The organism is Catellatospora tritici (genome assembly GCF_019083965.1).
GTDB lineage: Bacteria > Actinomycetota > Actinomycetes > Mycobacteriales > Micromonosporaceae > Catellatospora > Catellatospora tritici.
On record NZ_JAHRCY010000006.1, the window covers coordinates 464108 to 475790 of the forward strand.

The 11683-nt window shown below is 69.2% G+C and carries 10 protein-coding genes, 1 tRNA gene and 1 pseudogene; 8 read left to right on the forward strand and 4 right to left on the reverse strand.

Annotation, left to right across the window (positions count from 1 at the left end; all coding sequences use genetic code 11):
• The first annotated feature begins 50 nt into the window (after nucleotides 1-50).
• The 4 genes from KUA19_RS16945 to KUA19_RS16960 are packed head-to-tail and all read left to right on the forward strand — an operon-like array spanning nucleotide 51 to nucleotide 6125.
• Nucleotides 51-1547 carry a DUF5691 domain-containing protein gene (locus KUA19_RS16945; RefSeq protein ID WP_217396953.1) on the forward strand — a complete coding sequence of 499 codons (1497 nt, stop codon included), beginning with the start codon at nucleotides 51-53 and terminating at the stop codon, nucleotides 1545-1547.
• Entirely contained in the window at nucleotides 1544-2629 is a 1086-nt protein-coding gene (locus KUA19_RS16950) for an ATP-binding protein (protein WP_217396954.1), read from the forward strand. The genes KUA19_RS16945 and KUA19_RS16950 overlap by 4 nt, the downstream gene beginning before the upstream one ends.
• Nucleotides 2626-4980, forward strand: a complete 2355-nt coding sequence (locus tag KUA19_RS16955; RefSeq protein ID WP_308167476.1) for a DUF5682 family protein — start codon at nucleotides 2626-2628, stop codon at nucleotides 4978-4980. Before KUA19_RS16950 ends, KUA19_RS16955 begins: the two co-directional genes overlap by 4 nt.
• On the forward strand, nucleotides 4977-6125 hold the full coding sequence (locus KUA19_RS16960) for a VWA domain-containing protein (protein WP_217396955.1): 1149 nt from the start codon (nucleotides 4977-4979) through the stop codon (nucleotides 6123-6125). The genes KUA19_RS16955 and KUA19_RS16960 overlap by 4 nt, the downstream gene beginning before the upstream one ends.
• Nucleotides 6126-6275: 150 nt before the next feature.
• Here the strand turns inward: KUA19_RS16960 and KUA19_RS16965 are convergent, their stop codons facing one another.
• On the reverse strand, nucleotides 6276-6716 hold the full coding sequence (locus tag KUA19_RS16965; RefSeq protein WP_254549462.1) for a TIGR02611 family protein: 441 nt from the start codon (nucleotides 6714-6716) through the stop codon (nucleotides 6276-6278).
• A gap of 292 nt (nucleotides 6717-7008) precedes the next feature.
• Here KUA19_RS16965 and KUA19_RS16970 point away from each other — a divergent pair, with 292 nt between their 5' ends.
• Both KUA19_RS16970 and KUA19_RS16975 read left to right on the forward strand, forming a co-directional pair.
• Nucleotides 7009-7440 (forward strand): SsgA family sporulation/cell division regulator, encoded by a 432-nt coding sequence (locus tag KUA19_RS16970; protein ID WP_120318938.1) that lies wholly within the window; start codon nucleotides 7009-7011, stop codon nucleotides 7438-7440.
• A gap of 176 nt (nucleotides 7441-7616) precedes the next feature.
• Nucleotides 7617-7691 (forward strand) — tRNA-Val (locus KUA19_RS16975).
• Nucleotides 7692-7763: 72 nt separating this feature from the next.
• On the opposite strand, the gene KUA19_RS16980 is transcribed toward KUA19_RS16975, so the two are convergent.
• Nucleotides 7764-8309: a tyrosine-type recombinase/integrase gene (locus KUA19_RS16980; RefSeq protein ID WP_372451800.1), complete on the reverse strand. Its 546-nt coding sequence runs from the start codon at nucleotides 8307-8309 to the stop codon at nucleotides 7764-7766.
• Here KUA19_RS16980 and cutA point away from each other — a divergent pair.
• Both cutA and KUA19_RS16985 read left to right on the forward strand, forming a co-directional pair.
• Nucleotides 8276-8626 (forward strand): divalent cation tolerance protein CutA, encoded by a 351-nt coding sequence (gene cutA, locus KUA19_RS45005; protein WP_372451801.1) that lies wholly within the window; start codon nucleotides 8276-8278, stop codon nucleotides 8624-8626. The two genes, KUA19_RS16980 and cutA, sit on opposite strands and share 34 nt — an antisense overlap.
• 95 nt (nucleotides 8627-8721) lie before the next feature.
• The gene (locus tag KUA19_RS16985) at nucleotides 8722-9357 is read left to right on the forward strand and encodes a hypothetical protein (protein ID WP_217396956.1); all 636 of its coding nucleotides are present in this window, start codon (nucleotides 8722-8724) and stop codon (nucleotides 9355-9357) included.
• An 862-nt stretch (nucleotides 9358-10219) separates the two neighbouring features.
• Here the strand turns inward: KUA19_RS16985 and KUA19_RS16990 are convergent.
• A complete protein-coding gene (locus tag KUA19_RS16990; protein WP_217396957.1) occupies nucleotides 10220-10600 on the reverse strand; it encodes a hypothetical protein in 381 nt (126 codons plus the stop codon).
• Between the two features lie 975 nt (nucleotides 10601-11575).
• Nucleotides 11576-11683 (reverse strand): annotated as a pseudogene (locus KUA19_RS16995) (IS5/IS1182 family transposase); the annotation flags it as partial.

Here is an 11683-nt window from a genome sequence, read left to right on the forward strand (position 1 = left end):
GACCCGACCACACTGCCGCACCCCGGCCTCCCGAGGAACGGGGAACCGGCATGAGCAGCCCCGACACGACCGCTGCCCTGTGGCCGCACCTGCTGTCCAGTGCGCTGGTCGGCACCGACCGCCGCGCCTGCGCCCCCGAGGCGGTGCCGGAACCGCTGGTTGGTGCCGTGCCCGCGGGGCCGCTGGACCCCGACGGGCTGCTGACCGCCGCCGCGGTGGTGACCGTGGCTCGGCGTGCCGGGCAGCAGCCCGCACGCATCGAGACGCCCGCGCCCGCCCCGGCCGAGACCGCGCCCTACGCCCCGCCCGCCGCGCAGCAGCGGCTCAGCCGACTGCTGTCCGGATCGGACGTCGAGGTCGACCGCCAGGTGCAGCGCGAACTGCTCGGCGAGTGGCTGCGGCTGGCCGCCGACCGCGGCCTGCTGGCCGCACCGCAGCACCTGGTTTCCCTGCTGGAGCAGGCCGACTCCGGCCAGCGTCCGCTGGTGCGCGCCGTAGGCGGGGCCCGCCTGCAGTGGCTGTGCGCCGAAGGCCCCGGCCGCTGGTCCTGGGCCATGGCCGCGCCCGAGGCGGCCCCAGGCGCCGACGACGACTGGGACACCGGCCGGATCGAGGCCCGCGCCGCCCACCTGGCCCGCCTGCGCGGCACCGACCCGGCGGCCGGACGCGACCTGCTCGCCGAGGTGTGGCCGCAGGAGAAGGCCGCCGACCTGGCCGCCCTCATCGAAGCCTGCGTCACCGGGCTCGGCCTCGACGACGAGCCGTGGCTGGAGAAGGCGCTCGACGACCGGCGCACCCAGGTCCGTGACGCGGCGGCCCGGCTGCTGGGGCGGCTGCCCGGCTCGGCGTACCGGCAGCGCATGGCCGACCGGGCGCTGGCCTGCGTGGAGGCGGTCAAGGCGCGGCGGCTGGAGGTGACCCCGCCCGCCGAGTGCGACGCCGGGATGCGCCGCGACGGCATCATCGCCAAGCCCCCCGCCGGAACCGGCGAGCGGGCCCACTGGCTCGCCCAGGTCATCGCCGCCGCCCCGCTGGACTGCTGGACCGCCGTCGACGCCGACCCGGCCGCCCTGCTCAACCGCAAAGCCTCCGACGACTGGGGCCCGACGGTCCGGCAGGGCCTGGCCCGCGCCGCGGTCGCCCAGCGCGACGGCCAATGGGCCAAGGCCCTGCTGTCGGCCGGGTTCTCCGACGCCGGGGAACTGCACACCCAGCTCGTGGCCGTGCTGCCGCCCGACGAACTGGCCGACACCGTCGCCCAACACGTGCGCCGCAACGTCGACAGCGCCGTACGGCTGCTGCCCGCGCTGCCCGAGCCATGGCCCACCGTGGTGTGCGACGCGGTGCTGACCGTCCTGCGCGACCGGGAACGCTCCAGCGGCGGCCGGTTCCAACTGCTGCGTCGCGCCGAGACGGGCCTGCACCCCGCGTACGCGCCACAGCTGGCGGCGCTGCTCGACGACATGCCGCAGCTCTATGTCCAGCTGCTCACCCGACTGCACACCATCCTCGCCATCCGGCACGACATCCACCGGGAGTTCGCATGACCGCCACCATCGACACGCCGACCGTGCTGCGCCCGCACGCCGAGCAGTCGTACGCCCACGAGCTGGCGGCCCTGGCCGCCGCCGACGACCGGCCCCGCCCGCCGGGCTGGCGGCTGTCCCCGCAGGCGGTGGTGACGTACCTGCTTGGCGACGGCGACCAGATCAGCCCGAAGTACATCGGCCCGCGCCGGCTCATGGAGGTCGCCGTCGCGACCCTGGCCACCGACCGGGCGCTGCTGCTGCTCGGCGTGCCCGGCACCGCCAAGACCTGGGTGTCGGAGCACCTGGCCGCCGCGATCAGCGGCGACTCGACACTGCTGGTCCAGGGCACCGCGGGCACCCCCGAGGAGGCCATCCGGTACGGCTGGAACTACGCCCGCCTGCTGTCGGAGGGCCCGACCCCGGCGGCGGTGGTGCCGAGCCCGCTGATGGTGGCCATGCGCACCGGCGCCATCGCCCGGGTCGAGGAGCTGACCCGCGTCCCGTCCGACGTGCAGGACACCCTGATCACGATCCTGTCGGAGAAGACGCTGCCGGTGCCGGAGCTCGGCGACGAGGTGATGGCGGTCAAGGGCTTCAACGTCATCGCCACCGCCAACGACCGCGACCGGGGCGTCAACGAACTGTCCAGCGCGCTGCGCCGCCGCTTCAATACGGTGGTGCTGCCGGTGCCGGGCTCGGTCGACGAGGAGGTCGACATCGTGCAGCGGCGGGTCGCGTCGCTGGGCCGGTCGCTGGAGCTGCCGGAGGTGCCCGACGCGATCAACGAGATCCGCCGCGTGGTGACCGTGTTCCGGGAGCTGCGTGAGGGGTTGACCGCTGACGGGCGTACCAAGCTGAAGAGCCCCAGCGGCACGCTGTCCACCGCCGAGGCGATCTCGGTGATGACCAGCGGCATGGCGCTGGCCTCGCACTTCGGCGACGGTGTGGTCCGCGCCGCCGACGTGGCCGCGGGCATCCGCGGCGCGGTGGTCCGCGACCCCGTCACCGACGCCGTCATCTGGCGGGAGTACCTGGAGACCGTGGCGCGCGAGCGCGACGGCTGGAAGGACTTCTACCGGGCCGCGCGGGAGGCGGAGTGACCAGCGACCGCGTGCACGTCTTCGGCATCCGCCACCACGGTCCGGGCTCGGCCCGGGCCCTGGTGCGGGCCCTGGACGAGCTGCGCCCCGACCTGATCCTCGTGGAGGGACCGCCCGAGGCCGACGGCCTGGTGGCGCTGGCCGCCCACGAGGGTCTGCAGCCGCCGGTGGCGCTGCTGGCGTACCCGACGGGCACCGGGACGAACCCCGGCGAGGGCGCGTCGTTCTGGCCGTTCGCGGTCTTCTCGCCCGAATGGCAGGCCCTGCGTCACGCCGTCACCCACGACGTGCCGCTGCGCTTCTGCGACCTGCCCGCCGGGCACCGCTTCGCCGCCCGCGCCGTGGCCCAGGCCCCGGCCGAACCCACCGCCGACGCCGAGTCTGCAACGGACACCGTCGAGACGGACACCATCGACCCCGTCGAGCTGCGCGTCGACCCGATCGCCGGGCTGGCGCACGCGGCCGGGTACGACGACGCCGAACGCTGGTGGGAGGACGTCATCGAGCACCGCCGCGACGGCACGCCGTTCGCGGCGGTCGCCGAGGCGATGACCGAGGTACGCCGACACAGCCCCGCCATCGAGGAGGACCTGGTCCGCGAGGCGTACATGCGGCACACGCTGCGCGCCGCGCTGCGGGAGGGCCACCAGCGCATCGCCGTCGTCTGCGGCGCCTGGCACGTGCCCGCCCTGTCCGGCGACCTGCCGCCCGAGAAGGACGACAAGGCGCTGCTCAAGGGCCTGCCGACGGTGCCGACCGCGATCACCTGGGTGCCGTGGACGCACGGGCGGCTCGCCTCGTGGAGCGGCTATGGCGCCGGGGTCACCTCGCCCGGCTGGTACCACCACCTGTTCACCGCGCCGGACCACCCGGTCGAGCGGTGGCTGGTCGAGGTCGCCGGGGTGCTACGCGCCCAGGACCTGCCGGTGTCCAGCGCCCACGTCATCGAGGCGACCCGCCTGGCCGACACTCTCGCCGTGCTGCGCGGACGACCGTTGCCGGGCCTGGCCGAGGTCACCGAGGCGACCCGGGCGGTGCTCTGCGACGGCGACGAGACCCGGCTGGAGCTGATTCAGCGGCAGGTCGTGGTGGGGGAGCGGCTCGGTGCCGTACCCGACGAGACCCCGTCCGTGCCGCTGGCCCGTGACGTGGCCGCCCAGGCCAAGCGGCTGCGCCTGCCGACCGAGGCCCTGATCCGCGACCTTGACCTGGACCTGCGCAAACCCAACGACCTGGAGCGCAGCCGCCTGCTGCACCGGCTGCGGCTGCTCGGCGTGCACTGGGGCCGCCCCGCCCAGCGCGCCCGCGGCGGCAAGGGCACCTTCTGGGAGTCCTGGCAACTCCAATGGCAGCCCGAGTACGCCGTCGACCTCATCAGCGCCAGCGCGTACGGCGTCACCGTCGAGCAGGCCGCCACCGCCAAGGTCGTCGAGTCCTGCCCGGACGCCGATCTCGCCGGACTCACCGGCCTGCTGGAGTCGTGCCTGCTCGCACAGCTGCCACAGGCCCAGCCCGCGGTGCTCAAGGCACTGGCCGACCGGGCCGCCGTCGACACCGACGTCGCGCAGCTCATGGCCGCCGTGCCCGCGCTGGCCCGGTCGCTGCGTTACGGCGACGTCCGCGCCACCAGCACCGACGCCCTGGCCGAAGTCCTGTCCGGACTGGTCACCCGGATCCGGCTGGGCCTGCCCGGCGCGGTCACCGGCCTCGACGACGACGCCGCCCGCGCCCTGCGAGTCCACCTCGACGGCACCCACGAGGCCCTCAACCTGCTCGCGGAACGTGGGGAGTCGGCTGGCGCGCCGCGTGAGCGGCGGCGCGCCGGGACGAGCCACGTTCCGGCCGAACTGCCGCTGCGGCAGGAGTGGCTGGACACCCTGGCCCGTCTCGTCGACCGGCCGGACCTGCCCGGTCTGCTCGCCGGACGGCTGCTGCGGCTGCTGCGCGACGCGGGCACCCTCGACGCCGACGCGGTCGAGCTGCGCCTGGCCCGTTCGCTCACCGTCGGCGTGCCCGCGCCGTCGGCCGCCGCGTACGTCGAGGGCTTCATCGCCGGAGGCGGGCTGCTGCTCGTGCACGACGAGGCGCTGCTGTCCCTGGTGGACCGGTGGCTGGTCGGCCTCGGACCGGACACGTTCACGGCGGTGCTGCCGCTGCTGCGGCGGACCTTCGGCACCTTCGCCGCCCCGGAGCGCCGCTCGGTCGGCGAACGCGTACGCCACCTGGGCAGCGGCGACCCCGGCCGCCCCGCGTCCGGTGACGACGATCTGGCGACACTGGACCCCGACCGGGTCGCGCTGGTGCTGCCGACCCTGAAACTGCTGGTCACCGCTGGAGGAACACGGTCATGAGCGACGAGGAGCGGCTGCGCCGCTGGCGGCTGGTGCTCGGCGGTGACGGCGACGGCACCGGCGTACGCCTGTCCGGAACAGACAGCGGCATGGACGACGCCCTGTCCGCGCTCTACCGAGGCGAGGGCGAGGGCGGTGGCAGTGGCCGCAGCGCCGGACTCGGCGGCTCGGCGCCGAAGGTGGCCCGCTGGCTGGGCGACATCCGGCAGTACTTTCCGTCCACCGTCGTACAGGTCATGCAGGCTGACGCGATCGAACGGCTCAACCTGACCCGGCTGCTGGTCGAACCGGAGATGCTGGAGGCGGTCGAACCCGACGTGCACCTGGTCGGCACGCTGCTGTCCCTGAACAAGGTGATGCCCGACAAGGCCCGCGCCACCGCGCGCATGGTGGTGGCGAAGGTCGTCGCCGAGCTGGAGCGGCGGGTCGCCAACAAGACCCGCGCCGCCGTCACCGGGGCCCTCAACCGTGCCGCCCGGATCAACCGTCCCCGCCACCGCGACATCGACTGGCAGCGCACCATCCGCGCCAACCTCAAGCACTACCAGGCCGAACACCGCACCATCGTGCCGGAGCGGCTGATCGGCTACGGGCGGCAGACCCGGGCGGTGCAGCGCGATGTGGTGCTGTGCGTGGACCAGTCGGGCTCGATGGCGGCGTCGGTCGTCTACTCGGGAGTGTTCGCCGCGGTGCTCGCCTCGATGAAGACGCTGCGCACGTCACTGGTTGTGTTCGACACCGCGGTCGTGGACCTGACCGACCAGCTGCACGACCCGGTCGAGGTGCTCTTCGGCACCCAACTGGGCGGTGGCACCGACATCAACCGCGCCATCGGCTACTGCCAGGGCCTGGTAACCCGTCCGCGCGACAGCATCTTCATCCTCATCAGTGATCTCTATGAGGGCGGGGTGCGTCAGGAGATGCTGCGCCGGGTCGCCGCGATGACGGCGGCGGGGGTGCAGGTCATCGTGCTGCTGGCGCTGTCGGATGAAGGACAGCCCGCGTACGACCACGGCAACGCGGCCGCGTTGGCGGCGATGGGGGTGCCGTCGTTCGCCTGCACGCCTGACGCGTTCCCGGAACTGATGGCCGCGGCCATCGAGAGGCGTGATCTCGCACCGATCATCGAGAAACTGAAGGGCTGATAGTTTTCACAGCTCACGGGATCCGGCCGCGCTGACCTGGGGAGGTTGACGGGCGCGGCCGGATCACTCTGATCACACCGCTCGGTGACGCTGCGGTCAAGTCGTCCGGTCGTACGGCACCGGCAGGCTGACCGGTGGCTGAGAGTTCCCTCAATGCTCAAGAAGCCAGTTCCAGGCACTTGCGAACACCCCGGGACCGAACGTCAACCGCAGTGAGATCGCCAGCACCGCCGCCACGAAGAGCAGCCCGGCCAGCCCGATGAGCAGCCGCACCACCAACGGCTGCCGCTTGACCCAGCCGGTCCAGCCGCTGAGCTTGCCCTTGCCGAAGACCAGCAGGTTGCGGGCCCAGGCGAACTCGATCGCCCAGATGCCCAGACCGGCGAAGACGATCAGCCACCCGGGGCCCGGCAGCGGGATCAGCACCAGCCCGGCGAGCACCACGATGCCGCCCAGCGCCCCGATGATGATCCTCAGCGCGTACCGGCCGGTGGGATTCGCCCTGATGGCGAGGTAGCCGAGGCGGACTCGGTCCTTCAGGCCGGTGCGGGTAGGCGGTTCCGGCTGCCGAAAGTCCGGTTTGTCGGTCATCGCCCCAACCCTGCCTGTCTCGCTCATCGGGCCCTTGAAATCACCCGTCACCAACCCCGATGACTGGACGTTACCGGAGTGTGTCGACGCCTTGGGTGGCATCACATATGAGCAATTCTGGGCAAAACACGGCATCTTACTCCCTGTAGGTGCGCCGGGGCCCGCGTTTTCATCGATCTTCCCGCGATCGGGTGAGATCGTAACGATGACGGAGCGTATAAGGGAGAGTCACCTTGAGTATGGGAGAGGCGGAGCGATTGAGCTCCGCCGCAGTGCCGGGGGGAGTACGTCCATGAGTGCCATCCGTCCTACGACCGTCGAGGTCGAGACATCGCTGCGGCTGGTCGCGCCCGACGCGACCTCGCTTCCGGTGCGGGCGAGCCTTCGCTACGACCCGGTCGACCCGTACGCGGTGCATGTGCTCTTCCACGCCGAATCCGCCGGCGGCGAGGCGGTGAGCTGGTCGTTCGCCCGTGAACTGCTGGTCACCGGCCTCGACGAACCGGCCGGCATCGGCGATGTGCGGGTCTGGCCCTGGGCCACCCCGCGCGGCGACTTCGTCGCGCTCGCCCTGTCGTCGCCCGACGGCAACGCGCTCTTCGAGGTCCCCCGTAGCGTCCTCGTCCGCTTCCTGCGACGCACCTACGTCGTCGTACCGCGCGGTCGTGAGACCGATCACCTCGACGTCGACGCCGCCGTCAACCGGCTCCTCGCCGGACGCTGAACCACGCCCCACCCCGGCGGTCACTGACCGTCACCAAAGACCGGACGAGGTGCTCCTGCGAGAGCACCTCGACCTGTTTGTCGGCGGTTTGTCGACGGTCCTCGCCTACGCGCCACGCCGAGGGGGTACCGAGATGCGAGCGGCGCTGAACATGCTGTAGAGTTCCATCTCGTTGCGGGCGATTGGCGCAGCGGGAGCGCGCTTCCTTCACACGGAAGAGGTCACTGGTTCGATCCCAGTATCGCCCACCATCAGCTAGAACAGGTCAGGCCCTTCTTCGGAAGGGCCTTCCTCGTTTTCGGGCAAGGTGTCGAGGCCCAAAGTCAGCGAAAGTCAGCGAGGGCATTGCGGACCCACTGGCCCTGGTCGCCGGACTGGTGCGTGTATCGGTTGAGAGTCGTCGATGCTTGCTCGTGCCCCATCACCCGCTGCACGTCGTTGACTGGCACGCCGTTCGAGATGAGCCACGTCGCGTACGAGTGACGGTGGTCGTGGAACCGGAGCCGACCGGCCGCGTGCCTGACGACCAGGGCGACGGCTTCACCGCGGCTGGTCGCGTCGGCCGAAGTCTCGATACCGTTGGCGTCGAGCCACCAGGCCCGGAACCTGTCTGTCCCCAACTCCGCGACCCGGCCGAGTAGACCGGCTTCCACCAGAGCAGGACGCCACACCCGCGACCGGAACAACGTCCGGCGCATCGGGCCGCCAGCCTGATTGGTGAAGACCTCACCGGCGGGACCAGCCGGGTGCGTGTCGCGGTGGTAGCGCAGCCGAGCCACCACCAGAGGGGGCAGCGGAACCGTGCGCCGACCAGCCTTCGACTTGGGGAACGGCTTTGCCGAAACAGTTCCGGCGACCTCGACGGCCACCCGGATCACGTGCACCTCACGCTTGGCCAGGCCGACGGCGTCCCAGCGCAGCCCGACACACTCGCCCCACCGCAGGCCGTCCCGGCCGCCAATGCGAAATTCACGACCAGACCGAGGCCCGAGTAGCGCTTCACACACGTCGCGTACTGGTTCCACAAATCGCTGCCGCCACACAAAGGGACCACGCGTATGCGGTTCTGTGCGTCATCACGCTGCTGATTATCGGCGGCAATCCCGACTGCAGTTCGTACCTGCCTAGCTTCACCAGATGTGCGACATTTCGATACCACCTGATATGTCATGGCCTAGGTCTCTAGCTGCCAAAGGTGTGACGTGCGCAGATGGCCTGGATCTGCGGATTGTGGCTTGACGCGGACGTACGGAATGGCAGCGCTGTGCTGTACTCGTCCGCGTGACACGCCGCAGGACCATCGTCGCCACCCTCGTCGTTACTACCGTGCTTGCGTCCGGCCTGGCGTTCAAGGTCTGGCGAGACACGCCTCCCTACGGCCCGGAGGTACTGCATGCGACGGCCGCGCTGAGGCCCATCGAGTGGGACGAAGCGACAGCTGAGATCTACAACGCGCCGCACCCCCGGGGTGGGCAGCTGATACATGGCCAGGTCACCTGGGAAAGCCCGCCGGTAGATGCCGGCGGGCAATTCGAAGTGCTTGTGATCGACAAGCGCAGCCACCTCAAGCCATACGATATCGTCCAGAAGGTACCGGGCAGGACGCACAGCGGCATGACTCAGGCGCCTTGGTACATCCTGGACGAGGTCGAACGCAAATATTCCTGGCTACGAGGCGCAGCAGACCTTCGCGATGGGGACAAGGTCATGACCGGCACGCCGTCATCACTCAGCGTCCTACCGCAAGCCAATGGCGTCACCTTCGTCGCGCAGTTCATTCCGAAAGCCTCGTATCCCAGCGAGAGGGCACATAAGTTTTGGGCGACCGCACCTGTCGAGCCGTCTGACCTACTCGTCGCGCTTGTCTACATCAGCGCCGACGACCAGATCTACTGGGCGCAAAGGCTCTACGGCTGATCTTGCAACGGTTGGCAGCTTTGACCTGCGTCGGCCATTAGCGCCTGGATCAACGGCCGACACCGACGCCTGTCGCGCGTCTACTGGTATCGCTCTGTCGCACATCACCCGGTACCTGACACGATCAGTTCGTACCGGGTTGCCGAATTTAGCTCGCCGCGCTCTGCCTGCGGCCCGCGCGGGGGACGCGGGCGCCAGCCGACGAGGCAGCCCAGAACCCCAAGAGCCATAACGGAACACCGCCGTGGACCAGACCGCGCCTCCCGCGACGCCGCCACGCCCGAACACCACAGCAACCACACACCTCGGGGCTCCGCCCCGAACCCCGAACACCACAGCAACCACACACCTCGGGGCTCCGCCCCGAACCCCGGCCACCACTGCGGAGATGCAGCCAACCCGTGATGGCGGCGGGAGAGTGGGTGGAAGGGGCGGCCGGGGTGGTGATCTCCTTACGCCGTCACCACAAGGGCAGTGCCACACCCGCCGGCGGCTGCGGTCTGGTCAAGACTGCCGCCGCAAGGAGATCACCACTATCACCGCTGCGGGTGCGACATAGGCGCGGGATGAGAAGTCAGGGACACCAACTTATTGCAGCCAATTGTTGATTGCGAGCAGGACTCCGAGATACAGCAAGGGTGCGATCACGGAAAGCGTGGTGAAATGGTAGGCAGCTCCAACTGCTTGTTCTTTCCGCTTCCATTTGCTGTCGGGCTCACGACTCGACTGAATCCGCCAGAATGTGGCGGCTAGCGTTATGCCAATCCAGAAGACGAGCGCCATTGGCCATGTTAGCGGATAAAGTAGCGGCCGAAACGGGCCCGTCAGGACAGGCCTGAGGTTCGCGACGAGATTTGGCTGGTCAAGCTCGCCGCGTGGTGCCGTACAACTTGGCGAGCCTTCGGCCTTCGCGCACAACGGATAATGCCAAGACGGCGCCTACGGACACATAGTCGCGCACGAACTGTGGTACTTCGAAATCAATTCCAACCCAGTCGAGTGGAATTGAAACAAATATGCGAAATAGCTGCGCCGCTGCCGGACGGACGGTCTGATCCCAAACGCCCACCACGGACGCCAGAAAACTCTTCCACTCGATATCCCAGAAATGGCCGATAATTGCGGCTAGGCCGAATGACGCCAGAACGGCTGAAGAGTGCTGGTATAGCCCCAATCCGAGCTTTGCGGCTTTAGACGCCATCGATCCTTCTGAACGCTCGTTATTCTGGGCGCTTGAGGACATGGGTCCATCTTGGAGCCGATGCCCGGACTCATGGTGAGCCGAGGCGGCACATCAATACACCTGGATGGCCAAATAGAGGCTCTGTCCGGGACGGCACGGGGCCTGTCACGTTTACGCAGCAGCGCTCAGGCAAGCGGTGAGCTGTTTCGGCGTACCAGTAGCGTGCCAGGACAGCGTGTCATCGCCGGTCACGACCGGGCAGTGGCGGACAGCCAACCGTCGCCCGCTGCCAGGCGTTCCGGGCAACTCGGCCAGCTTCTGGCGATCTTCCAAACTGAGGCCCTGCCCGAACCGGCTTCTTCCTGGCCTGCCGGTATCCTCCCGCGGTGACGGAAGGCGGCAGAGACAGATGAACAGGTATTGGCTTCACTTCGACATCTCCGCGATCTACCCGCGTGGTTGGCCGCCGGTGATCGGTGTGACTGGCCAAGACCTCGATGACTGCTTGGAGCTCGTCCGGTACTGGTACGGCCCGCCTGCGCCGCCCATGACGAAGGTTGTCGAGAACCCGGATCTGACGGACTTCCGGCCTGGCACCGTGCCCCTCGGTTTGTCGCTCGGTGTGTCCGTCTGGCGGGGCATCTGGTATCCGCCCGAGAACATCAGAGGATCTGAGCCTCCAGAACGCCAGCGAAGCCACCCGCACTGAGGGCGCCCTGACGCGACAGGGGGAGTCAGCAAAAAGTCAGCGAACCGGCTGACCCTGCTTCTTGTCGAGCGCTTCCAGCCGAGGACGGCAGCGGACATTTCCAGGTGCGTTGATGGCGGGCGACACTACGACAATCCTCGGCCGCGTTTTTCACACGGAAGAGGTCACTGGTTCGATCCCAGTATCGTCCACCAGCTCAGAGGGTACATCCTATTGATGGATGTACCCTCTATTCGTATCTGGGTGACTAACTGGGTGACTAAGTCCGCAAGTTGGGCCGACTTGTTAACCGAAGACTCGGCGGCTTAGAGCGACCGGCAATTGGTTCATTTGAGGCGTCGGGTGGTGGGGCGGTTGTCCCATCGGTAGTGGGTGCGGGCTTGTCGGATGAGTTGGCGTGTGGTGATGAGGGCTGCTGCCAGGTAGAGGTAGAA